The sequence below is a fragment of the Serpentinicella alkaliphila genome (assembly GCF_018141405.1).
In the GTDB taxonomy this organism is placed as follows: Bacteria; Bacillota; Clostridia; order Peptostreptococcales; family Natronincolaceae; genus Serpentinicella; species Serpentinicella alkaliphila.
The window spans coordinates 1,763,612-1,789,224 of sequence record NZ_CP058648.1 but is presented as its reverse complement, the minus strand read 5'-3'; the positions used below and the strand labels follow the sequence as shown (position 1 = coordinate 1,789,224).

The 25,613-nt window shown below is 31.9% G+C and carries 24 protein-coding genes; 7 read left to right on the top strand and 17 right to left on the bottom strand.

Translation table 11 applies throughout. The annotated features are described in order from the left end of the window. The first annotated feature begins 9 nt into the window (after window positions 1-9). Window positions 10-1,848, top strand: a complete 1,839-nt coding sequence (locus tag HZR23_RS08965; protein ID WP_132849701.1) for an HAD-IC family P-type ATPase — start codon at window positions 10-12, stop codon at window positions 1,846-1,848. A gap of 56 nt (window positions 1,849-1,904) precedes the next feature. On the opposite strand, the gene HZR23_RS08960 is transcribed toward HZR23_RS08965, so the two are convergent. Both HZR23_RS08960 and HZR23_RS08955 read right to left on the bottom strand, forming a co-directional pair. Then, window positions 1,905-2,225 (bottom strand): AzlD domain-containing protein, encoded by a 321-nt coding sequence (locus tag HZR23_RS08960; protein ID WP_132849702.1) that lies wholly within the window; start codon window positions 2,223-2,225, stop codon window positions 1,905-1,907. Further along, window positions 2,215-2,997, bottom strand: coding sequence for an AzlC family ABC transporter permease (locus HZR23_RS08955; protein ID WP_243098296.1), 783 nt, complete (start codon window positions 2,995-2,997; stop codon window positions 2,215-2,217). The genes HZR23_RS08960 and HZR23_RS08955 overlap by 11 nt, the downstream gene beginning before the upstream one ends. A 109-nt stretch (window positions 2,998-3,106) precedes the next feature. Here HZR23_RS08955 and HZR23_RS08950 point away from each other — a divergent pair, with 109 nt between their 5' ends. From HZR23_RS08950 to HZR23_RS08940, 3 genes are all read left to right on the top strand, one after another. Continuing rightward, a complete protein-coding gene (locus HZR23_RS08950; protein ID WP_132849704.1) occupies window positions 3,107-4,528 on the top strand; it encodes an aminotransferase-like domain-containing protein in 1,422 nt (473 codons plus the stop codon). A gap of 111 nt (window positions 4,529-4,639) precedes the next feature. After that, window positions 4,640-5,218, top strand: a complete 579-nt coding sequence (locus tag HZR23_RS08945) for a hypothetical protein (RefSeq protein WP_132849705.1) — start codon at window positions 4,640-4,642, stop codon at window positions 5,216-5,218. Window positions 5,219-5,430: 212 nt separating this feature from the next. After that, on the top strand, window positions 5,431-5,841 hold the full coding sequence (locus tag HZR23_RS08940) for a hypothetical protein (RefSeq protein WP_132849706.1): 411 nt from the start codon (window positions 5,431-5,433) through the stop codon (window positions 5,839-5,841). An 81-nt stretch (window positions 5,842-5,922) separates the two neighbouring features. Here the strand turns inward: HZR23_RS08940 and HZR23_RS08935 are convergent, their stop codons facing one another. The 4 genes from HZR23_RS08935 to HZR23_RS08925 form a co-directional block, all read right to left on the bottom strand. Next, window positions 5,923-6,708, bottom strand: a complete 786-nt coding sequence (locus tag HZR23_RS08935; RefSeq protein WP_132849707.1) for a polysaccharide deacetylase family protein — start codon at window positions 6,706-6,708, stop codon at window positions 5,923-5,925. A 45-nt stretch (window positions 6,709-6,753) separates the two neighbouring features. Then, window positions 6,754-7,467: an N-acetylmuramoyl-L-alanine amidase family protein gene (locus HZR23_RS08930; protein WP_132849708.1), complete on the bottom strand. Its 714-nt coding sequence runs from the start codon at window positions 7,465-7,467 to the stop codon at window positions 6,754-6,756. Between the two features lie 112 nt (window positions 7,468-7,579). After that, a complete protein-coding gene (locus tag HZR23_RS17575) occupies window positions 7,580-7,714 on the bottom strand; it encodes a hypothetical protein (RefSeq protein WP_283669800.1) in 135 nt (44 codons plus the stop codon). Between the two features lie 256 nt (window positions 7,715-7,970). Further along, the gene (locus HZR23_RS08925; protein ID WP_132849710.1) at window positions 7,971-8,267 is read right to left on the bottom strand and encodes a hypothetical protein; all 297 of its coding nucleotides are present in this window, start codon (window positions 8,265-8,267) and stop codon (window positions 7,971-7,973) included. Window positions 8,268-8,574: 307 nt separating this feature from the next. On the opposite strand from HZR23_RS08925, the gene HZR23_RS08920 reads away from it, so the two are divergent. From HZR23_RS08920 to HZR23_RS17775, 3 genes are all read left to right on the top strand, one after another. Next, on the top strand, window positions 8,575-9,273 hold the full coding sequence (locus HZR23_RS08920) for a hypothetical protein (protein WP_213050198.1): 699 nt from the start codon (window positions 8,575-8,577) through the stop codon (window positions 9,271-9,273). 563 nt (window positions 9,274-9,836) lie between these two features. Next, the gene (locus HZR23_RS08915) at window positions 9,837-10,298 is read left to right on the top strand and encodes an IS1634 family transposase (protein WP_213050197.1); all 462 of its coding nucleotides are present in this window, start codon (window positions 9,837-9,839) and stop codon (window positions 10,296-10,298) included. Window positions 10,299-10,468: 170 nt separating this feature from the next. Further along, complete coding sequence (locus HZR23_RS17775) at window positions 10,469-10,714, top strand: cupin domain-containing protein (protein WP_330571500.1); 246 nt, start codon at window positions 10,469-10,471, stop codon at window positions 10,712-10,714. A 267-nt stretch (window positions 10,715-10,981) separates the two neighbouring features. On the opposite strand, the gene rbsB is transcribed toward HZR23_RS17775, so the two are convergent. The 11 genes from rbsB to HZR23_RS08855 form a co-directional block, all read right to left on the bottom strand. Further along, window positions 10,982-11,893, bottom strand: coding sequence for a ribose ABC transporter substrate-binding protein RbsB (gene rbsB, locus HZR23_RS08905; protein ID WP_132849620.1), 912 nt, complete (start codon window positions 11,891-11,893; stop codon window positions 10,982-10,984). Window positions 11,894-11,960: 67 nt separating this feature from the next. Further along, window positions 11,961-12,899 (bottom strand): ribose ABC transporter permease, encoded by a 939-nt coding sequence (rbsC, locus tag HZR23_RS08900; protein WP_132849621.1) that lies wholly within the window; start codon window positions 12,897-12,899, stop codon window positions 11,961-11,963. Further along, window positions 12,899-14,401 carry a sugar ABC transporter ATP-binding protein gene (locus tag HZR23_RS08895; protein ID WP_132849619.1) on the bottom strand — a complete coding sequence of 501 codons (1,503 nt, stop codon included), beginning with the start codon at window positions 14,399-14,401 and terminating at the stop codon, window positions 12,899-12,901. The genes rbsC and HZR23_RS08895 overlap by 1 nt, the downstream gene beginning before the upstream one ends. 11 nt (window positions 14,402-14,412) lie before the next feature. After that, the gene (gene rbsD, locus HZR23_RS08890; protein WP_132849618.1) at window positions 14,413-14,835 is read right to left on the bottom strand and encodes a D-ribose pyranase; all 423 of its coding nucleotides are present in this window, start codon (window positions 14,833-14,835) and stop codon (window positions 14,413-14,415) included. Between the two features lie 30 nt (window positions 14,836-14,865). Then, window positions 14,866-15,783 (bottom strand): ribokinase, encoded by a 918-nt coding sequence (gene rbsK / locus HZR23_RS08885; RefSeq protein WP_132849617.1) that lies wholly within the window; start codon window positions 15,781-15,783, stop codon window positions 14,866-14,868. Window positions 15,784-15,856: 73 nt separating this feature from the next. After that, complete coding sequence (locus HZR23_RS08880; protein ID WP_132849616.1) at window positions 15,857-16,861, bottom strand: LacI family DNA-binding transcriptional regulator; 1,005 nt, start codon at window positions 16,859-16,861, stop codon at window positions 15,857-15,859. Window positions 16,862-16,998: 137 nt separating this feature from the next. Further along, on the bottom strand, window positions 16,999-18,141 hold the full coding sequence (locus HZR23_RS08875) for an acyl-CoA dehydrogenase (protein ID WP_132849615.1): 1,143 nt from the start codon (window positions 18,139-18,141) through the stop codon (window positions 16,999-17,001). Between the two features lie 65 nt (window positions 18,142-18,206). Further along, complete coding sequence (locus HZR23_RS08870) at window positions 18,207-19,634, bottom strand: FAD-binding oxidoreductase (protein ID WP_132849614.1); 1,428 nt, start codon at window positions 19,632-19,634, stop codon at window positions 18,207-18,209. Between the two features lie 48 nt (window positions 19,635-19,682). Next, complete coding sequence (locus HZR23_RS08865; protein WP_132849613.1) at window positions 19,683-20,624, bottom strand: electron transfer flavoprotein subunit alpha/FixB family protein; 942 nt, start codon at window positions 20,622-20,624, stop codon at window positions 19,683-19,685. Window positions 20,625-20,644: 20 nt separating this feature from the next. Beyond that, entirely contained in the window at window positions 20,645-21,430 is a 786-nt protein-coding gene (locus tag HZR23_RS08860) for an electron transfer flavoprotein subunit beta/FixA family protein (RefSeq protein ID WP_132849612.1), read from the bottom strand. A 1,453-nt stretch (window positions 21,431-22,883) separates the two neighbouring features. Continuing rightward, window positions 22,884-25,493 carry a heavy metal translocating P-type ATPase gene (locus HZR23_RS08855; protein WP_132849611.1) on the bottom strand — a complete coding sequence of 870 codons (2,610 nt, stop codon included), beginning with the start codon at window positions 25,491-25,493 and terminating at the stop codon, window positions 22,884-22,886. Window positions 25,494-25,613: the final 120 nt, after the last annotated feature.

Here is a 25,613-nt window from a genome sequence, read left to right as displayed (position 1 = left end):
GTGTTTATTTTGCAAGAAATTAGTACCCTACCAGGAAGAGTTAGATATAGGCTTCCTGAAATTTTGAATAAAGAAATAGCTAATTATATCCATGTTTCACTAGAGAAGCTGGTGGGGGTAAAATATACTAAGGTTAATCATCATACCTCATCAGTTCTTATAATTTATGACTCTAATAAATTAAGCAAACAAAATCTTGAGTATCGAATAAGGGATATTGTTAAATTAAAAAATAAAAAGACAAATCTCCTACAATACGAGGAGTCTTATTTGACTGCAATAAATAATTTAAAGAAGTCAAAAAATAGACTCTTCTTTTATGGTGTTCTTTATTTACTATTTAAATTGAAGACTTCCATATTTGGTAGGTTTTCTATTAGTAGAAATGTACGATTATTAATAGCTGCCTCTGCTATTACTACAATTGAAGGTTATCCCCTACTAAGAAGGCTTTTTAAAGGTATTTCTTCTAAAACTCCTGTGTTTTCAGACATTTTATTAAAGGTTACTGCTATGGCACTAATCTTCCTAAGAGAAGATGGTACTGGCTGCTTATTACTATGTCTTAAATATATGAACGATTATTTGAGATACTCAACTGAAGTAGAATATCTCAAATTAATAAACCAAACTATACTAGATAATTCATATATGGTTAGAACAACAACTAAAGAGGGATTGGAACTATTTATTCCTACTAGCTCCTTAAGAATTGGAGACATTATTTATTTAAATGAGGGAGAATTCATTCCAGCGGATGGCGTTATTTTAGAAGGCGCCGCAGCTATTGACGAAGTCTTTGGTACTGGACAAATTATTGTTAGAAATAAAGAGTACAATCATAAGGTCTTTGAAGGTGAAAAAATAATTAGTGGTAGTATTCGATTAGAAGTTATGGAGCTTCCTATTAATATTGACAACTTAAATAAATCATTTGAGCCCCTACATCTGCAAGAAAGGGTGGTTAGATATCAAGAAACTATAGGCCCGATCTCTATTGTATTAGCCATGTTTAAATATTTAACAACAGGTGATTTTTTAAGTGCACTATCTATTATGCTTTTACTCTGTCCAACTGCTTCAGAACTAGCAGTCAATGCAGGTATGAATAGCTATTTACATTTACTAGGTAAAAATAGAATATTTTTACGGAATCCAAATGTAATTGAGAAGGTAGCAAATATTGAGCATATGGCCTTTGATAAAACTGGAACGCTCACACAAATAGGATGTAAAACTTTAAGTAGTGAGCTTAAGCTTCCTAAAGATACTGTTAGAGCAGAAGCTAAAGCATTAATTAGTTCGTTAAAAAGCCTAGGAATCGGCAACCTCTCGCTTTTAACAGGCGATAACTTTAATAGAGCTACGGAAATCGCTAAAGAACTAGATATTAAAAATATTTATAGTAATTGTAGCCGATATGATAAAGGTAACGTGATTCAAAAGATAAAAGGTTATGATACTGTTATGATGGTAGGTGATGGAGTAAATGACTTAGAAGCCATGAAGAATGCTGATGTAAGTGTAGGTATAATGCATGAATGCTCTGATAAAGTTAAGTTATACTCTGATTGTGTTCTATTTGATGATGACCTACTTAAACTACGGGATTTTATAATTCTTTCAAATAAATCTGAAATGGCAATAAATAGTCATTTTAAATTTTCCAAATCATATAACATTGGATTTGGCTTATTAGCAATTTTTATCCCATTCAATCCCTACTATGCAAAGACATTAAATACACTTAATTCAATGTTAGTTATGTTATTAAGTAAAAGAATTGAATACTTAAAACCAACAAATTTTCAAAATGCAATAAATTATAATAGAACTCAAGTCTACTAATAATAGTCTTGAGTCCTATTTATATTAATTAAGATTAACTTTTCATAATAATTATACTAACTAATAAACATAAGAATAGCTACAGTACAAATACCAACTATTACAGACAACAGCATATTTTTTGAAAAATATGCTGTTATTACAGTTATTACAGAAGCAATTATATAATTGTTGGTTAAAGATATGTCGATATTTCCTTCTCTTATAAAAATGGCTGGAATAATTAAAGATGTTAGAACTGCAGGTGCAATGAAGCTCATAAACTTTTTTAACCCAGGATTAATTTCACCTTTACTTGTAGCTAAAATTAGTGGAAACCTTGTACAGTACGTTACAAATCCAGCCCCTAATATTATAATTAGCATTTTAATGCTCACAATCAATACCTCCTTTAATTACCCTATTTGCCTCTACCTTTGATTTAAGTTCTGATACAATGTATCCTGCTGTACTTGCTAGTAAGGCAGCTATAATTATATACCATTTTCCTGTAATTAATTGACTCCCAGTTATTGAAACAACTGCTGATGTAACTACAGTAGCGACAGTCGGAAAATCTTTAATCATAGGTACTATCATCCCTATAAATGCCGCTACAAAAGCAAAATCAAAAATATAATTTAACTGAGGTGAAATGATATTTCCAAAAAAGAAACCTATTACGCCCGCTGAGCCCCATAATATATATATATTTATACCACTACCTAAAAAATATATGCTTGAGGGCTTATTTGTCTGAAAGTGACTATATGTTACAGCATAACTTTCATCTGTCATTAAAAAAGCATTGATCATCTTCATCTTTTTTGATACATCTTTTAAGTAAGGTGATATTGAAGCAGCAAGTAATAAATGTCTTAAATTTATAATAAGTACAGTTATTATTATTGAAATTGGACTACTTCCAATGGCAATCATCTGAACAGCTGTCATTTGGGATGCTCCAACAAATATAAAAGCGGACATTCCTATAGTTTCAAATATGCTAAGTCCTGCTTTACTTGCCATCACTCCGTATACAACACCATATATTAATGTACTTATCCCTAAGGGCATTGTATCAATAAAACCTTTTAGAAATATTCTATAGTCTTTTTCGTCTTTCACAGTCCACCCGTCCTTTAAAGTAAATTCTTGTAATAACTCCACTTTCAAAAAATACACTCTCATACAATATATATATTAAAGCAAATTTTATCATTGAATTTGTATGGTTTCAATGCTAAAATTGTATGCAATACAATTTAGGAGGTTATTTATGCCAGTAAACTCTTTTGAAAACTATCCAATGACCTGGAGACCAAGCAAAACTCAACTAAAATCACCATTATACATGTCAATTGCTAATCTATTAGAATATGATATTGTTAATGGTTATCTTGCCCCAAATACAAAACTTCCTCCTCAACGAGAGCTTGCAGATTATTTAGATATAAATTTAAGTACTATAACTAGGGCATTTAAAATATGTGAATTAAAAGGATTAATATATGCTCAAACTGGAAAGGGTACTTTTGTTTCCCCGAATTTTGGATTAGAGATCTCAATTGTAGATAGTACAATAGAAAATCAAAATTATATTGATATGGGTCTAATTAAACCTTTTGATGATTTTAATCTAGTTACAGCAGAAGCTATTAAAAAACTTTCGGATAAAGGCTGTCTAGAAAATTTATTAAACTACAGCTATCCCATAGGATCCCCTTATCATAAAATGACTGCAATGAAATGGTTAAAAAACTTCAATTTAAGTGTAAAGGCTGATAATGTTGCAATAACTTCAGGCTCCCAAAATTCAGTTACGCTAACCTTAATATCTTTATTCGGGGCTGGTGACAAAATTGCTGTTGATATGTATACTTATCCAAATTTTATCGAGCTGGCTAATATGTTAAATATTAAACTAATCCCTATAAAAGGTGATGCATTTGGAATGAATCCTGAAGATTTAGATGTACAATGTAAATTAAATAGTATACAAGGTATATATCTAACCCCTTCTTGTAATAACCCATCAGCAATATTAATGAACATGCAACGAAAAGAAGAAATTGCACGAATTATAAAGAAGAATAAACTGATTTTGATAGAAGATGATATTTTTTCTTTTATAGCTCCAAGACATTACCTTCCTATTTCTTATTTTGTGCCTGAGCAATCTATTTACATTTGTAGTGTATCAAAATCCCTGTGCTCAGGTATTCGAGTCGCTTTTCTGTATTTTGCCGATAAATTTTCAGCAAATATTATACGTGGAATTCACACTACTACAATAAAGACGCCGGCTTTGAATGTGGAAGTAGTCGCGGAATTAATTAACACTGGTCTTGCGGAAAAAATAGTGTCAGACAAGTTGATAATAGCTAAAGAAAGAAACGAAATTTATAAAAAGTATTTTAAAATAAACAACGAGAATGAAAACCCTCTCAGTTTTTACCGATGGCTTCCTTTAGACCAAAAATATGATGCCAATGAATTTGAGAAACTTGCACTGAAGCATGGAATTAGAATTTATCACTCCAACCGCTTTTTGGTTGCTAATTTGGAAGAAAAACAGTTTTTACGAGTATCACTTTCATCATGTTTAGACTCTAATGAGTTAGAAAAAGGTTTAAAAATACTAAAAGATATTTTATACGATACAACTTATTATAAAAATAATAATTCACTGATCATTTAGATTTAATTACTTTTTGTTTTATTGATACGACTATAAATAATAATATTCTATAAATATCCAGTTTAGCTCACTATATACTTATGCTAAAATTAGATAGGAAGGAGTGATATTATGTCAACTCATATAATTAGTATTATTATTACATTATTAATAACACCACTTTTAATAACATATTTACTATCTTTACGTACAAAAGTTTTTGATAAGTACTTTAAATTAAATTTAGAAGAAAGCTATAATTTAGCTGACTTATTTCCAATTAAAATCAAAGGACAAATAACCTGTAAAGTTAATTATTTAGATATTCCTTATGAAGACTTATCAATAGAAATTAATACTAAGGTAATTCGTGGTACAATAAAAAATAATATAGTCTCTATTGAACTTATTAAATTAAGTGATAGAAGAAAAGCCCTATTTTTGGTTAAGAAAGATTATTTAAAAACTGTAAACTCCTATATAAATGAAACTGTTAATAAGAAAAAGCATTATATTGAGCTAATTAATTTATCAGATAAAGAAAAACAAACTATTCAAAAAGTCGCTTGTAATGCTTGTATGAATAAAATACAGTGTCAAATTGATTTTAATAGTTGTAATTACAAGAAACTAAATAAGGATCTTTTATTAAATAAAGGTTTAAAAGTAAATAGTAATAAAAATTATGAGCTAAATAATACTCTCAACTAAATACTACACATATTCCTTACTGGAATACGTGCTTATTCTTTTGTAAATTTATACATCTTTCCCTCAGAATTAATTGAACTAACTCACAAGTACTGAAAATACAATAAGATTATTGACTAATAATTTTTCATTTACCTATTTTATATAGTATATTTAGGGACAAATTTATGTTAAAATAAAGTTGTATATTTTAAGAAGGGGTGAACTTATTCATGGATATTTCAAACATATTTACTGTTGGATCTATATTAGTTGCAACTGTTGGAATAGGCGCTATTTATTATTACTATAAAAAGCGTAATCTGGAGAAATTTTTTAATCAAGTTTATGAAGAGACAAGAAAAGTGCCAAAACAAAAGAGAAATAGCTTTATATTACTAATGTTCAAAGAATCACTTACTGCATCTGTAAATAAATCAAAAAATCCTAACTTTACAAGCAAATTTCAAAATCCTAAGTATTTAGAAATTCAATTAGTTCAAATGTCACATATACTTAAAGATAGTTCTAAAGTTAAAGATAAAGTAATGAAAAGGTCTTTAGGTCTACTTAACAATTATTATGTATGGGAAAAAGCTAAATTTGATAAGGAAAAGAAAGAAATTCAAAGTAAGGCTTCCTAGAAGACAAGTTCATTTTTAAAAAAGCAAAAGGTCGTTAAGGAGTATCCTCTTTACGGCCTTTCTTGATTCATATTTATTTATTTAATTCGACTGTATTACTTTTATAAGTTCTAAATTTGAAATTTCTATGAGTTCATTAATTGTCACAAATCTATATCCCTCTTTAGTGAGTTCTGGTAATATTCTTTTTAGAGCTTCGACAGTATGGCTATTCTTCTCCGGAATATAGTCGTGTAACAAAATTATATTTCCATTTTCAATGTTAGATAGCACATGTTTAACTATGGAATCTATCCCTGGACTTCTCCAATCATTGGGGTCTTGGTTAGGAGACCATAGAATTATTCTACTTCCACCCTCTTGTACAATATGTAAAGCTGCATTGTTTATAAAACCAAAGGGTGGGCGAAATATATTCGGCTTTGAACCTGTAACACTATATATAATGTTCTGAGTATCCTCAAATTCCTTTTTTATTTTCCAATAAGAAGATTTTGTTACGTCAATATGTGTATAAGTATGATTCCCAACTTCATGACCCTCAATTTTAATTCGCTCCACTACCTCCGGATATACTTTTACATGTTTCCCTAGAACAAAAAATGTTCCTTTTGCATCATATTCTTTCAACAAATCTAATATTTGTGGTGTAAATCTAGGGTGTGGCCCATCGTCAAATGTTAAGGCAATAATTTTTTGATTTTCATCTCCGTTTCTTACTATGTTTAAATCACTATAGTTGATTTGATTAACTTCCTTCATTAGTCTTTGTTCAATTTGAACATAATAAGTAATTACTAGTATTGATAGCACAACCATACTAATGAAGACTTTATTCTTATATATTTGTAGAATAAGCTTTCCCATTTTAAATCACCCTTCTCTTATGTGTGCCTATAGCACACATAAGTATCACTTGTCAAAATACTCTACAATACTATTTTTAATTAATATAGTAATCTCTTTCTGATGCTTTTCCTCTAACAATAGCTCCCTATCTACTTCATTTGAAATAAAACCAGTCTCAATTATTACTCCTGGAGGCAAAGTATTTTTTAAAATATAATAGCTACCCTCAACAGGTCTGCGATTCAAGCCAATTTCTTTATAAGCTGAAAGACCGTTTAAATGTGTCTGAACATTCTCTGCTAACACTTTACTTTTTTCACTATATAAATAGTAGAATACAATAGGCCCCTGTCTTTTAATATTTTTAGTATAGTTCACATGAATACTAATAAATAGATCAGCATTGCTATTATTAATGATTCTAACTCTTTCTCTTAAATCCTCAGCATGGCGATTTCCATTATTTATATGGTCATCAAGAGAATCATCAGTTTCTCTTGTCATTACAACTGTAGCCCCTCTTTTTTGTAATTCTTTTTTAAGCTTTAGACTTATAGATAGATTTATATTTTTTTCTAGGATATCATTACCATGGCAAGTTCCTCCATCTATTCCACCGTGTCCAGGATCTATTACAATAATTTTACCCCATAATGTTTCATTGTTCATTTTCATAACATCCCTAATTGCTGTAAATTTTAATAAATTTATTGAGATTATTATAATAAACATACATAAAAATAATACTAGTTTATTTTTGGATATAAGCAAAATCATAAAAAATCCCCCTAAATATATTCCTTTTATAATTATATTCAGTGGGATATAATATAAAACATTCAATTTTTGTTCAATCTTTTTACTTGAAAATTAGCTACAAAATTTTTTATTACAGCAAATCTATAGTGAGGAATGAGTATCTCCAACAGGAACTATATCCTACACCGAATTTCATATTTTTGTTAAGTTCATCAATTATCTTTTCTCCAATTACAACCCAATGCTCATTTACGTCTCGATCCAAACGTAGCTTCCTCTCTCTATACAGTACCTCTATATAGTCTTGATAATCCATTATATTACCACAGTCCTTTCTTTATAATGTAATTTTTATCCATTAGAATATATTCAATAAGTTATAAATCTATGACCTAACTTTAATACATTAGTTTAATTTTTTTTATAGTAGTAGCTCATACTACCCTATTTTTGTTTCCAAAAAAAATAGTTACCTCACTCTTATTTAATAAAGTGAGGTAATATAAATTCTAAATTTTTATTTATTCAGACTCATTACCATTTACAAATTCATAATATGCTTTTAATGTACCCATTAGATTTGATTTCTGTTTATTCACCAATTCGTCGCTATTTTGAATTGCCCTAAGTAGATTTTTTGTTGCATTACTATCTTTTGTAATTGAATCTAAATCTACACCAAATACCCTTTCAATACTTTTTCCCCACTTAATTAGATCATGTATTGCATTTAGACCAAGTGCTTTACCACTAGTATAATACATGCCTATACCTAATCCTTTATTTTTTAAGAAATCTTTAAAATCTCCGTCTCTCATTTGAACTCACTCCTAACTATTTATTATAAACAATCTAAAATATTATATGATTCTACTGAATGCTTCGTGATTACTTATTAATTACGCTGAATTCAGCTTAGAGTGTACCTTACTATTAATAGAATTCATATAATATTACAAATAAAGAATTAAAGGAATGAGTACTTTTTATAATAGCTATAGACCATATCTGTACCATATTGTTATAACCTGAGTTTATAGGTTCAAAAACTAAAAAGATAATAAAACACTTGAATTTCAGGTGTTTTTTTATTGGAAATTTTGGAAATAATCGTTGTGTACTTCGATGTACTGTGACATAATAAAAGAGGGTGATTTTATGTTTATTAGAGTGACTAAGAGTCCTACAGCTAAGTATAAAAAAGTATATCTTGTTGAAGGCTACCGTGACGAAAATGGTAAATCTAAACAAAGAATTATTAAATGCTATGGCAATCTTGAAGAATTAGAGGCTAATGATCCGGATATTCTACAAAAGCTAAAAGATTCTGCTAAATTGATAACTAAAAACCAAGTAAATCTAACATTGAACCTTAGTGATAGTAACGATGATATGGAAATTGATAAGAACTATGGCTACTTTTTTCTTGAAAGACTCTATAATGAGCTTAGTTTACCTCAGTTTTTTAAATCACAAATGCGTAAAAGAAAGCATGTTTTTGACTTGAATGAAGTTTTTCAATTGCTTCTATATGGAAGAATTCTGAAACCTGCTAGTAAAAAATCAACATTTGAAAATAAAGATGAGTATTTCGAATCTTTTAAAGTAACTATAAATTCTATTTACGAGTCTCTCTCTCTAATGAAGGATATTAAAGAAGACCTACAACAACATCTTCATGAACAAGTTTCACAGATCCACGGTAGAGATACTTCACTTGTTTTCTTTGATGTAACTAACTATTACTTTGAATCAGACTTAGAAAATAATCTTAAAAAGTTGGTATCTCTAAACAAAAAAGAACAACGCCAATCGTACAAATGAGTCTAGCAATTGATAGAGCAGGCCTACCTGTTGGGTATGATCTTTTTCTGGTAATACCCATGATAGTACAATGCTTATTCCTGCCTTAAAGAATATGAAAAATAGATATGCTCTTGAGAGAGTAATTCTAACAAAGAGACAAAGCTCTAAATAGTGGTAAAAACCTAGCTTTTCTTGTAGAAAACAATGATGGTTACATAGTTTCACAAAAGGTAAGATCTTATCTCTAAGACATTTATAAAAGAAATTCTTAAAGATGAAGGCTACGTTTATAACTCTACTAAAACTTTTAAGATTAAATCTTTCTTCAGGGAAAGAAAAACTAATAACGAAAATGGTGAGGAAATTACACTCAAAGAAAAAGTTGTATCTTTCTGGGCCGCCGATTATGATGCTAGAGAAAAACACAAAAGAGAAAAATTAGAAGAAAAAAATTCAAGAGTATCTTGAAAATCCTTCGAAATATAAAGCTTCTAATCGTTATGGTGTAAAAAAGTATTTAAAAGAAATAGAGATAGATACTTTTACAGGTGAAGTGGAAGATAAAAAAACGCTCTTAGAGTTTGAAGTCTAAGTACGAAAGAGATGTGGCCTTAGATGGGTATTATGCTCTTGTTACCAGTGAGCTTGAAATGCCTGATGAAGAAATAATTGAAAGGTATAGAGGTCTTTGGAAGATAGAAGAATCTTTTAAAGTTTTAAAGTCAGATTTAGAAGGTCGTCCTGTCTATGTTCGAAGAGAGGATAGAATAGAAGGACATTTTCTTATTTGTTTCGTAGCATTATTAATTTCGAGAATTTTAGAGAATAAACTCAAAAACAAATACTCTATTAAACGAATACAAGAGTCTCTTAGAAATGCGACGTGTAGATTTATTACCAATGGAATCTACTCACTTAATAAACAAGATGAAATTTATAGAGATATCGAAAAATTATTTGGTGTTTCTCTAAATTACAGAAATATAAGAATCGAGCAAATTCGTTCTTATAGGAAAGAAATAGTTCACAACATAAAAAAATAAAAACAAATCAGCTATGACCTAGTATTTTTAAGGTGTTTAGCTGATTTTTTGTTCTTGCAACCTATAAACTCAGGAATTAAAGGAATGAGTACTTTTTATAATAGCTATAGACCATATCTGTACCATATTGTTATAACTTACCTTCATACTATCCTGGATTTTACAGACCTATGCCTATATTAAAAGAATATGGACCTGATCCCTTTGTAATTAATATTGAAGAAGCCACTAAGATAAATAATGCTTTTCGTTTAGCCTTATGTACAGGGAAGTATTTACAACTAACCTTAGTGAGTATTAATGTTAGTGATGACATTGGTTTAGAAGTTCATTATGACCATGATCAATTCATGCGTATTGAAGAGGGTGAGGATTTTGTTATGATGGGTGATTCAAAAGACAAGTTAGATTTTTAAGCTAAAGTTTATGATAACTATGCTATTTTCGTTTCTGCTGCAAAATGGCATAATTTTGTAAATACAGGGCATAGACCATTAAAACTATATTTTATATACGCACCACCAGAACATCCCCATGGTACTATTCATCAAACTAAAATAAATGCTGAAAAATGCTAAAAATTATTTATAAATGTTTATACTGTATTTTATAAACATTCATACAAAGAAAAGAGAAAAAATGCTATGTTGCAATAACATAGCATTTTTGTTTATAATAACTAATTACTTTATTACTAATTGAAGATCAACAGGAATTGAGCTTTCAATAGCTTCTCCTGAAATTACCTTAACTGCATTTTCAACACCTAAAGAACCTATTTTCTCAGGTTGTTGCGCTACAGTTGCAGACATTTCACCATCTTCTACAGCTTTTACAGCATCATCAGTTGCATCAAAGCCTACTACCATAATTGATCTACCTGATGCTTTAATTGCTTGTAATGCACCTAAAGCCATTTCATCATTATGAGCAAAAATTGCATCTATTTCTGGTTGTGCTTGAAGAATATTCTCCATTACAGATAGTCCTTTTGTTCTATCAAAGTCAGCAGTTTGCTTAGCAACAACTTCTATGCTAGAACCATTAATTGCTTCATTAAAACCTTGCCCTCTATCTCTAGCAGCTGAAGTACCAGCTATACCCTCTAATTCTACTACCTTACCATTGCCACCAAGTTGTGCGATGATGTATTCTCCTGCCATTTTTCCTCCAGCAACGTTATCAGATGCTATATGTGCAACAACTTCCCCTGAATTAGCACCACGGTCTAATGTTATTACTGGTATACTCTTTGCGTTTGCAGCTTTTACAGCGTTTCCAACTGCATCAGAGTCAGTCGGATTAATAAGTATAACAGCTACGTTTTTAGTTATTAAATCTTCTACATTTGACATTTCTTTTGCTGGGTCATTTTGAGAATCTAATACTACAAGCTCATACCCTAGTTCTTGAGCTTTTGCCTCTGCTCCATCCTTTAAGGTAACAAAAAATGGATTGTTTAAGGTTGAAATAACTAAACCGATTTTTTTAACCTCTTCTTTTTGCGGTGTTTGTGTAGTGCTTGTTTTTGTACAGCCCACTAGTAAACTCCCTATCATGATTACTACTAGCGTGATAACTAATAACTTCTTCATAAATATCCCCTCCATAATTAAATTATAATTTATGTGTCCAAAATAGGACACAATAAATCCATCCCTTTTACTTCTGTTTACGATCTAATAAGACCGCCACAAGTATTACAAGACCCTTCAAAAGCAACTGATAATAAGATGATACATTCATTAGATTTAATGAGTTATTTAGTACACCTATGATTAATGCTCCAATTATAGTACCAGTTATGCCACCAATTCCTCCTGCTAGGCTAGTACCTCCTAATACAACAGCTGCAATCGCATCTAGCTCATAACCTGTACCCGCCTGTGGCTGTGCTGATGATAACCTTGCTGTTATAATTATCCCGCCTAGGGCTGCTAAGAAGCCTGATATGGTATACACCAAAATTTTTATTCTATCTGTATTGATACCAGAATAAATTGTTGCTTCCTCATTGCATCCTAAAGCATAGACATATCGGCCGACTCTGTTGTATCTTAAAACTATATAAGCAATAAGGAACACTATAATCATAATATATATTGGCAATGGAATTTTCAGAAAGTACCCCGAACCTATATTAGAGAAAGCGGTTGAATTAATCGTGTTTCCAGTGCTAATAGGTCGTCCGTCAGTAAATACAAGTGTCAACCCCCTAATTAGAGTCATCACACCTAAAGTTGCAATAAATGGTTGTAGCTTTCCTTTACTAATAAGTAGACCATTTAGGGCACCTATACCAACTCCAATAGCTAATGCAATTATAACTGCCAAATATACGTAAGTTCCTTGAGAAATTAAAGATGCAGCTATTGCTCCTGATAATGCTAATGTTGATCCAACAGATAGATCAATCCCCCCCGTTAGTATTACAAAGGTCATGCCTGTAGCAATGACGGAATTAATCGATGTTTGCCTTAAAATATTTAATATGTTACTAACTGTCAAGAATCTTGGATTAATGAAAGCAATTATAAAGCAAAACACCAATAATACAATTAAGGACTTGTTCTTCTTTAAGAATTCTTTAAGACTTTCCATCACAGTATCACCTCCGTATTACCAACTGCGAGACGCATTATACTCTCCTGATTTGCCTTCTCACGCTCTAAACAGCCTGTAATTCTTCCCTCATGCATTACTAACACTCTATCACTCATGCCTAAAATTTCAGGTATCTCTGAAGATATCATCAAAATACCTATTCCTGATTGTTTAAACTTATTTATAATATCATATATTTCTCTTTTAGCTCCTACATCTACTCCTCGAGTAGGCTCATCTAATATTAAAACTTTAGGACTAGTCATCAAGCTTTTAGATAAAGATACTTTCTGCTGATTGCCTCCACTTAAGTTTTTTACAAGTTGATTAATACCTGATGCTTTAATTGACATTGCTTCTATTGACTTTATGGCTACCTCTTCTTCTTTGTTTCTTAGTATAGAACCGAAAATACCAGACAACTTTTGTAAGATAGATAAGCTAATATTTTCTTTAATATTTAGTCCAAGTACAACACCATTTTTTTTACGATCCTCTGAGACATATGCTACTCCATGTTTGATAGCCTGACCTGGATTCTTTATTTGAACTTTCTTTCCCTGAACTTCTACCTCTCCACTTTCAATATCTAACACTCCATAAATTGTTCTTGCTAGTTCAGTTCTTCCAGAACCCATCAAACCTGCTAGACCAACAATTTCACCGCCTCTAAGGTTAAAGCTTATATTATGGATATATGGGTTATTTAAATTCTTTACTTGTAATTGTATATCCCCAACTTCACTAGTTATATATGGATACTGTTCATTTAATTTCCTGCCTACCATTAACTCAATCATCATATCTTCATTCATTTCTTTAACAGGATACTCTGCAATAAATTGACCATCTCGCATTATTGTAACGTCATCACAAATTTCAAATATTTCTTTTAATCTATGTGATATATATACAATGCTCCTTCCTTCAGCCCTTAGTTCCTTAATCACTTTAAACAAACTCTCTGTTTCCTTATCTGTTAATGCCCCAGTTGGCTCATCCATCACTATCACTTGGGCATTTAGTGAAAGGGCTTTTGCTATTTCAACCATCTGTTGCTTGCCTATGCTGAGTTCACCTACTAGGGTTTCTGGTTTTTCAACTATTCCTAACCTGTCCATAATCGTCTTTGCATCGCCAAATAATCGGTTCCACTCTATTAATCCTAGACTGTTAACAGGTTCTCTTCCTAGAAAAATATTTTCTCCTATTGATAGGTTTGGTAGTAGGTTTAATTCCTGGTGAATAATAGTGATTCCCATACGTTGGGCTTCTTTAGTATTCTTTATATGTACTTTTTCCCCATTGAAATAGACTTCTCCAGATGTTTTCTCGTATACTCCTGTTAGAATCTTCATTAATGTTGATTTTCCAGCACCATTCTCACCTAGTAGAGCCATTATTTTACCTTGATATATATTAAAATCTACCTCTTTTAAAGCTTTTACACCAGAGAAATCCTTTGAAATACCTCTCATCTTAACTATTTGTTCACTCACAGCATCACTCCTTAAAATACAACACCAGATATTAATAGAATATTTGCAAAGGGTGTACATTCCCCAGTGCGAATAACTGCCTTAGAGTCTTTACTTAGTTGTTTAAATTCATCGTGGTTGTTAACCTCAGTTATTTTAATCTTATAATTATCCGCCTTCTCAATTTTTGCGATTCTATCAAGGATACTTTGATATATAGAGGGGTTTACTTCCCTTGTCTCTCTTGCTATTACAACCTCTTCTATCCTTTGCTCTGTGAATATTGCATCTAGTACATCTACAAAACTAGGTATTCCTTTACTTACTGCTAAATCAATTCTTAAACAGCTACTTGGAATAGGCAACCCGCTATCTCCGATAACAATACTATCCCTATGCCCTAATTTTGCAATTGTATAGGATATTTCTGAGTTAAGTAAAACTCCTTTTTTCATAGCAGTGACCACCTTATAAATTATTTTTAATCAAAATACATTCTTTCGAGTAAAAGCCTCTACCTCACTTCTAAGGGGCATAGAGCTCTGTGCCCCCTCCTTTGTTACAGTAAGTGCACCTACTGCTGTAGCAAAAGGTATTACCTGTTCATATGACATTCCCTCACTAAGTCCTACGGCTATGGCCCCTATGAAGCTATCTCCTGCAGCTGTAGTGTCTATTGCTTGGACTTTATATGCTGGGTATACTCTTGTTCCAGAGTTATTTATATGTACACAACCCTTACTTCCTAAGGTTACTATTAAATCTCTTACCCCTTTATTTAAAAGCACCTGTGTAGCGTGGTATAGGTCATTATCATCACTCACTTGCAAACCACTCAGTAACTCAAGTTCTGTTTTATTTGGAATTAAAATATCAACATATGAGAGAAGATCGTCATCTAGTTCAGCAGCTGGGGCAGGGTTTAGTATTGTTATTTTCCCCTTGAGCTTTGCGCTCTTAATTACATACTTTACTGTTTCAATTGGAACCTCTAGCTGTGCAACTACAATATCAGAATCTTGAATTGCCTGCTCGTATTCTTTAATATCTTCAATTGAAAGCATATTATTAGCACCAGGTACAACTATAATACTATTGTTTGCCGAAGAATCTACGGTAATTGAAGCAATCCCTGTAGCGACTCCTTTAACTCGCTTTACCATTGAGATATCAACACCATCTTTGTATAAGGATTCCAGAAGTGTCTCACCCATAACATCTTCTCCAACACAGCCAATCATTCTTACAGTGGATCCAAGTTTAGCTATAGCATCAGCTTGATTAGCTCCTTTACCCCCAGGTATCTGTTTAAAACTCTTACCTATAATGGTTTCTCCGATTACAGGCATCCTATTTGTATATGTTACTAAATCCATATTTAAACTTCCAACTACAACAATCATTTAATCCCCCCTTATACGAATTGTGTATTCCTAGTTAGTTAAACGTTTAAACAAAGTGTAAAAAAACTTCTATTTATGTTGAACTTCTAACTATAAGTTCAGTTTCTAAAATTACAGATCTTTGTTCAATCAACAGCTCTGGCTTCTCTAAAGTATCTATTAGCATCTCAACTGCTATATACCCCATTTCATAATTTGGTTGTTTAATTGTTGTTAGGCCTGGCTCTATAACACTTGCCATATAAATATCATCGAACCCTACTACGGAAATATCCTTAGGAATGGAATATCCTCTACTTTTTAGGACTTTTAGTACACTAATTGCGATTAAGTCATTTCCACAAAAAACTGCATCAAAAGGTAAGCCTTCGTCTAATATCTGATTTGTAGCTATTATACCCCAATCACTTCTAAACTCACCTGCTTTAACATATTTTTCATTATATTTAATTGCATTATCTTTCAAAGCCTTCTTATAGCCCTCATGTCTATCTTTGGCTGTAGTGGAAGTAAGTGCTCCAGTTATAAACACTATATTTTTTCGTCCTCTCCGAATAAGGTGACTAACTGCTTTATAGGCAGCTTCTAAGTTATCAATTAATACTCTGCCTTTTATATTTTTACTTTCTAAATCCCTATCTATTAATATAACTGGTATGCATCCCCTATCTACTGGAGAAAGACCGCCTGTACGTTTAGCAGAATTTGTGAATACTATACCATCAACCATCTTTTCTGATAACATATTTATATATTTTTCTTCTTTCTCTAGATCATCATCAGTATTGCAATATATTATGCTATATCCTGCTTCATTTGCTTTATCTTCAGCACCTCTTGCTAATTCAGGAAAGAAAGGGTTAGCTATATCCGGTATTACCAATCCAATAGTTTTAGTCTTACGTGTAACAAGACTTCTTGCCATAGTATTCGGTATATAGTTATTTTCCTTTGCTACTCTCATAACCTTTTCCCTAGTAGCACTGCTAATATTATTTCCTTTATTATTTAATATCATGGATACTGTAGCTGTAGAAACTTCTGCAATTCGTGCTATATCTTTAATCGTAATTTTCATTAAACCAACCTCGAATTGTTTATTATAATTTAATTAAAACGTTTAACTAAATAGTACCATAAATTATTTATATTCTCAAGACAAAAAAAAGATGTTCAGAATATTTTCCTGAACACCTTTGTTATTTTAATCAAATACTACTTAACACCCATCCATCCAGAGATTACCATCATTTGAACTTCAGAAGTACCTTCATAGATTTCTGTGATTTTTGCATCACGCATCATTCTTTCGATTGGATAATCACTTGTAAATCCATATCCACCGAATAATTGTAAACAACGTCTAGTTACATCACTAGCATTTCCAGAAGCAACTAATTTAGCCATAGCAGCTAGATGAGAGAATCTCTCACCATTATCCATAGCACGTGCAGCTTGGTATACTAATAATCTTGCAGCTTCTGTGTTTGCACGCATTTTAGCTAATTCAAATTGAGTATTTTGGAATGCTGATATAGGACGACCAAATTGAACACGCTCAGTAGTATATTTTACTGTTTCGTCGATTGCTCCTTGAGCGATACCAACCGCTTGTGCTGCAACCCCTATACGACCTCCATCAAGTGTTGACATTGCGATAGCAAATCCTTTACCTTCTTGACCTAAAAGATTTTCTTTAGGTATTCTACAGTTATCGAATACTAACTCAGAAGTAGCTGAAGCACGGATTCCCATTTTTAATTCATGTGTTCCGATAGTGAAACCAGGAGTATCTTTTTCTACTAAGAAAGCAGACATACCTTTAGTTCCTTTTGACTTATCAGTTAAAGCAATAATAATATATACGTCTGCATGGCCTGCATTAGTAATAAAGATTTTGCTTCCATTTAATACATAATGATCTCCATCCAGTACAGCTGTAGTTTTTCCCATAGCTGCATCAGTTCCTGCAGAAGGCTCTGTTAATGCGAAAGCACCTAACATTTCACCTGAAGCAAGTCCTTTTAAGTATTTTTGTTTTTGCTCTTCTGTACCATAGTTGAAGATTGGTTGAGCACAAAGACTTGTATGCACTGAAACAATAATACCGTGTGAAGCACAACATTTAGATAATTCTTCGATACATTGTGCGTAACTTAATTGGTCCATTCCAGCTCCACCATACTCTTCTGGGAAAGGAATTCCAAATAATCCCATTTCAGCCATTTTCGCTACATTTTCTTCTGGAAAACGCATAGTTTCGTCGATTTCTTTTGCAATTGGCTTTACTTCGTTTTGAGCGAACTCACGATACATTTCTTGTAATTGTTGATGATTTTCACTTAATCTAAAATCCATATCAGTTTCATACCTCTCTTTTTCTTAATTTTTTTCTATATTGTATTTAAATTGTGTTCTTAGTATTATTCATTTACTGAATAACATACTTTACCTGGATTCATTATTAAATTCGGGTCAAACACTTTTTTAATACCTCTCATTAAGTTCATGTTTAATTCTCCAATACTATCTGCCAAGTAGCTTACTTTTCCACTACCAACACCATGCTCTCCTGAAACATTTCCACCAACTCTAATTGCTTCTGGATAAATGATGTCAAAGAACTTCTCTACTCTATGTTTAAATTCATCTTCTTCTAAATCATTACTTGTTTGATAGATGTGAAGATTTCCATCACCAGCATGACCAAAGCTCTTAATTTCAACTCCACACTCTTCAGCAGCTTTTGCACAAAACTCAAGATAAGGAGCAATTTGATTAACAGGAACTACAACGTCACACTCATCTAATAATTTTGTTTCTGCTAAGATTGCCTCTAAGAAGCTAGAACGAGCAGCCCAAGCATCTTTCATTTTCGCAGGTGTATCAGCTACAAGAACATCGATTGCTCCTGATTCTAATAAAACTTCACTTGCTTGCTCGATTAAATTATTTAATTCATCTTCACTACCTGCATCTAAAGTAACAAGTAAATAAGCATTTGCAGTTATTCCATCTACTACTTGTGGGAATACACTTCTACCAATGAATCTTTCACTTGCAAGAACAATTTCTCTCTCCATAAATTCTAAAGCCTGTGCATTAATATGCGCCATTTTAAATTTAGGAACTGTAGAAATACAATCATGTAAGTTTTCAAAAGGAGCAATTAAACTAGCTACTTGCTTTGGTGCTGGGATAAGTTTTAAAGTAAGTTCTGTAATAACTCCAAGTGTTCCTTCAGAACCAATCATTAAATCTAAAAGATCATATCCTGAGCTTGTTTTTGATACTTTCGCTCCAAAGTTAGTAATTTCTCCTGATGGAAGAACAACTGTCATTTCAGCTACATAATCACGTGTTGTACCATATTTTACAGCTCTCATACCACCCGCATTTGTAGCAACGTTTCCTGCTAGACATGCAAATTTTTCCCCTGGATCTGGAGCGTATAATAAACCTTGTTTTAAAGCATCTTCTGCTAAGTCATTTAATAAAACACCAGCTTGAACACGAACTACGAAATTTTCTAAATCATATGAAAGAATTTTATTCATCTTTGTAATATCAATTAGAACACCGCCTAAAAGTGGAACACATCCACCTACAAGACCTGAACCGGATCCTCTTGGAGTTACTGGTATTAAGTTTTCGTTACATATTTTTACTACTGCAGCGATTTCTTCTGTAGAATGTGCCATAAGAACCGCTTCTGGAGCTCTTGTTCCGTAAATAGGCATTTCATCATGAGAATAATCTTCTTTGATGTCAGCACCTGTTAAGATATGTCCTGGAGCTGCCTCTTTTAATTTTGAAATTAATTCTTCTGTCAATTGATTATAGTTTGCCATAATAATCATTCCTCCTAAATTTTTTATTTACTAAGGATCAGAAAAACTTTACTCAGCTTTAACTTTCTTCATTTCTTCAATCATACCTTTAAGAATCTCAGTTACATCTCCAACGATAGCTAAGTTAGCAATTTCAAAAATTGGCGCATCTTCATCTTTATTAATTGCCACAATATAATCTGAACCAGAGATTCCTGATGTATGTTGTGTTGCTCCGGAAATACCACATGCAATATAAAGTTTTGGTGCTACTACTTTTCCTGATTGTCCAACTTGGTGTGCACGAGAAATCCATCCGTCTTCAATCGGTGGTCTTGTTGCTCCAACAACACCCCCAAGTACACGTGCTAACTCTTTAACAAGTTCAAAATTCTCTGCACTACCCATTCCACGTCCACCAGCTACAATAACTTGGGCTTCTTCTAAGTTAACTGATTCTGAAATCTCTTTTACAACATCAACGATTTTTGCTTTAATAGCATTAGCTGGAATTTGAACATTTTTCTCAGTAATTTCTGCATTTGCAGCAGCCTCAGGTTTAGAGAAGCTTCCACCTCTAACTGTAACTACAGATGCACCCTCTACTTCAATACGTTCAAAAATTGTTCCACCATAAGCTGGTCTTGTATACATTACTTTACCGTCGTTTTTGCTCATTCCAATTACGTCACTTACACATCCAAAATTCATACGTGCTGCAATTCTTGGTGCAACATCTTTAGATAATGCTGTATTAGCAAATAAAAGCATATCTGGATTCTCGCCTTTAACTATTTCAAATAATACTTCTGTTAAAGTATCATTGTCTGTAGCAACAGAATCTGTATAAATAACTGGAATTCCGAAAGAAGCTACTGTACCTGCAGCAACTTTATTACCTATTACAAGAGCTGTTCCTTCTGCATCTATTGCTTTCACTGCACTTATTAACTCAACGCTTCCGCCTAAAACTTTATCTCCACTTGTTTCAATATATAATAATGCCTTCATACTCTCGTTATCCTCCTTAATTAGATTGCCTTATCTTTTTTCATCTGCTCTATAGCAGCACTTACTGCTAATACAGCATCTTTCTCTTGAATTTTGATGCCAGCCTCTCTCTTAGGAGGTTCAACATATTCAACTAAACGAACGATTGCTTGTTTTACCTCTCCAATTTCTGCTGCTGAAAAAGTTGGAATTACTGCCTTACGGCTTGCCATCTTAGTTTTAATAGTAGGATAACGTGGATCGTACTCTGGTTTGCTTACTGTTACTACAGCTGGAGATATTACAGAAACAACGTTATATCCTTCTTCAGTTTCCTGATTAACTTGTAGATCACCATCTTTTACATTAAATGCTATCGCTCTACTAACAAAACCTGTTTCTAACTTTTCAGCTAGCATTGCTCCTACTTGACCTGTAATTTCATCTGTTGATTCTAATCCACAAAGAATTAAATCAAATTTTTGACCTTTGTCATTTTCGATTTTTCTAATAGCATTTGCTAAAGCATCTGCTGCTCCTAAAGCATCTAAGTTCACGAATGAATCATCTTGCACAAAATATGCTTCTTTAGCTCCTACAGCAAGACAATTTTTTAATGTGTTTGTAGAATCTTCTGCTCCAACATTTAATACACTAACATTTCCACCATTAGCTTCCATAAAACGAACAGCCATTTCTAATGCATAGGTATCGAATGCATTTGCTACCATACTTACCCCATTTAAATTAGGCATTTTCGTTTTATTATCCAGACGAATTTCAATAGAATCATCTGGAACCTGTTTTACACATATCAGAATCTGCATACCTTTTCCTCTCTCCTTTACGCTTTTACATTTAAAATTGTATAATTTTTATTAAAAGTATTTGGACACAAAGTCCTAAATATTTTAAAAAATACATTTAAGTTATAATCTCATAACTTAACATAAAATTTACTCAGAATTTACTTGAAACTCTTGATAAGTTCTCAACTATAAAATAGTTTTATATAAAACTATTATAAAATGCAGTTAGTTTGATGTCAAACTTTTTTTAGATTATATGGCAAAATACTTAATTAGACAGTGTTCATATTATTCACATTTAGTCTACTTACTATTCTAATTACTATTAGATATAAACTTCAACACCTTATTTTCATTGTGTCTTATGATAGTAATTTCAATGAAAAACACGCAGAAAATTGTCGAAAAAAATCTTAATTTTAATACGTTTATTTAAAACCTTATGCGAAATTATCGTTCCGAATTTAAATAGTCCAGCCAATTGTATATGTATACGAAAAATATTATAAAAAACCATTATGTAAAAATTAATAAATACTTTGAATTTACAAAACATATTTCTACTTTCTACAAAAAAGCATCTTTTACTGGACTTACCAGTTTACAATTAAAATTCTAGCATAGTGCAATAACAATTTCAATCATACTGAATATTAAATATTTTTTTAACAATATAATTATTTTTTTAACAATATAAAGTTATATAATACGCCCCAACAAACACTTATATTTCTCAATCAACTTCTTTTATAAGGTGGGCTCAATCTTCGCACTATCTACAGTATTTATCTGATCTTATAGAATATTTTTTTCTCAAGTTCAATTCTACTTACAGCCATATTAGCATGCCTTCTATTTAGAACTTCACATATTAATCTATTCATTTTGATAGGATGATTAAATCTTTCATTATATTTTACTTGTTTTATGCTTTTAATCTCTCCTAAATGAAGCGCTAATGTAACAAGAAGCTTGTGAATTTAACCATCATAATGACATTACGGATTATAGCAATCCTAGACGTTCTAATTATTCTAACGGTGCTTAATATCATCAGCAAAAAATTTCTCTAGATGACGCCTTTAAGCTATATTTCAGCAAATTGTATACCATTTTGCTTCAATGTAAAAAACCCCTATCCCCTTGTAAAAGGGAGAAAGAGGATTTTCTCATTTTCTCTTAAGATACACCTATATTTACTATTACAAGACTAATAACACACTTCTACCGTAGCTAATAAATATACTACTTCTAGACAAAATAATAATAATTTTATACCCACATTATAGATTAGTAATGCCGTATTATAAACTATATCTTAATTTATGGCATAGGGAGAAAAGTTCAAAAATTCTTTTACGGTTCAAATATAAAACTCCCCTAAGGTAACACAATCTTACCTCAAGAGGAGTATATAACAATCTATTAAATTTATATTTATAGTATCCCAAGCTTTATACTACAGTGAAATCTAAATCTTTTCTATATTCATTACTCTCATTGCATTTAATACAGCTATAACTGCTACGCCAACATCAGCAAAAACTGCTTCCCATAGTGAAGCTACACCTAAAGCCCCAAGTGCGAGGAAGATAAATTTAATACCCATAGCAAGTATAATATTTTGCCAAACAATTTTCCTAGTTCTTTTAGCTATTTTTATAGCAGTAACAATTTTCGAAGGCTCATCCGTCATTATTACTATATCTGCCGCCTCTATTGCTGCATCCGAACCTAACCCCCCCATAGCTATTCCTATATCTGCTCTAGCCAACACAGGTGCATCGTTTATCCCATCACCTACAAAAACAAGCTTTCCTCTCGGTGATTTTTGTAACTCGAGTAATTCTAATTTTTCTACTTTATCAATAGGTAATAGTTCTGAATATACATCATCTAATCCCAACTGTTTACCTACTTTTTCACCAACAGTTTTTGAATCACCAGTAAGCATAACTGTCTTTTTTACTCCTATGGATTTAAGTGAACTTATTGCGGACTCAGAGTCTTCTTTAACTTCATCTGCAATCACAATATAACCACAATATTCCCTGTTTGTAGAAACATACACTATTGTACCTACAGATTCAACTTTATCATACGCAATATTTTCTCTGTCCATTAATTTAGCATTACCTACTAGTATATCCGTTCCATCAATTCTAACCTTAGTACCATGTCCTGGCACTTCCTCATAACTTTCAATTTTGTTTTTGTCTACAACTTTCCCGTATGCCTTTAAAATGGATGTTGCAATTGGGTGGTTTGAATAACTCTCAGCGTAAGCAGCGTATTCAAGTATTCCTTCATTTGTATACTTAATCTGTGGCTTTATCTCTACAACATTGAATACACCTTTTGTTAATGTACCAGTTTTATCAAATATAACTGTATCAACATTGTTTAACGCTTCAAGATAGTTGCTTCCTTTAATAAGTATCCCGCTTTTAGAAGCTCCGCCGATACCCCCAAAGAATCCTAGTGGGATAGATACTACCAAAGCACATGGGCATGATATCACTAAGAACACTAAAGACCTATATACCCAATCTGAGAATTTTGCACCTTCATGAATTAAGGGTGGTAAAATCCCTAGCACTGCAGCAACCACAACAACAACAGGAGTATAGTATCTGGCAAACTTTGTTATAAAATTTTCCGTTGGGGCCTTTCTATTACTCGCATTTTGAACTAAATCCAAAATTTTTGAGACTGTTGATTCTTGAAATTCTTTTGTAACCTCTATTGTTAAAACACCATTTTTATTAATGAAACCACTTAAAACATCATCATCCTTCATAACCTCTCTTGGCACAGATTCACCAGTTAAGGCTGAGGTATCTAGCATAGAAGTTCCTTCTATAACTATACCATCTAACGGAATCTTCTCACCCGGTTTTACAATAATAATATCTCCTATACTTACTTCCTCTGGAGACACCTTTCTTATACCGTCAACTGCCTTAAGATTCGCAAAATCAGGTCGAATATCCATTAAATTGCTAATTGATTTTCTTGATCTATTAACAGCTAAATCCTGAAAATATTCACCAACTTTATAAAATAGCATTACAGCTACACCCTCTGGATACTCTCCAATAAGAAATGCGCCTATTGTAGCGATACTCATTAGAAAATTTTCATCAAACACTTGCCCTTTTGTAATATTTTTTACTGCTCTAAATAAAATTTCTCCACCTACTATAAAATAGCTAATTAAAAATACAGTTAATCTTGCAACCTCTGATAGGTTTAAGGCTAATCCAAAAGCAAATAGTGCACCACCAATGCCAAGCCTAATTAATTCATTTTTGCTTGAGTGGTCTGATATTATTTCACTATAATTTGTATTCTCCACTAAAGTGTCACTTTCACATACCACCTTTACACCCGGCTCGATTCTTTCTACAATACTTTTTATTTCTTCATTTAACTTTCTAAAATTAGCAACGTTATTAGTCTCTATAGTAAGCTTTCTTGAAACAAAATCACCAGAGGCTATTTCTACCCCTTCTAATTTCATTACTTCTGCTTCGATCTTTAAAATACAGTTAGCACATCCAAGCCCCTTTAGTACATAGACTATTGTATTTTTCTCTCTATTTTTTTTCTCTTCATCCACTACTCTTACACCAGGTTCAATTTTATTCACTATTACTGTAGCCTCATCAACTATTCTTTTTAAATCATATCTACTACTAGCTTCAATGATAAGTTTACTAGAAACAAAATCTACATTTGCATTCCTAACACCCGATAGATTTCTAATTTGTGATTCCATTTTAATAGCACAATTAGCGCATCCTAAACCAACTAATAAAAAGGATTTCTTTATGCCTTTGTTAATCATTTTTTCCCTCACAATAACATGGGGTTCATGTTTATTGACAATATCAGTTATCTTTACTAAAATATTATCAATATTTTGCTCATTCTCTATTTCTAGAGTAAGTGTCTTCGTCATAAAGTTCACATAAGCACTAACGCCTTCTATTTGATTTGCTTCATGTTCTATTTTAGAAGAACAATTTGCACAATCTAGGCCTTCTAAAATCAGTTCTTTACTAACTATTGATAACATCTCTCTTCTACCCCTTATATTTTATTTAGTTCCGTATTAATACATATATTTATCACACAAACATATGAATAACTATTCATATGTTTGTGTATATTCTATTCTATTAGTTTCTCATTGTCA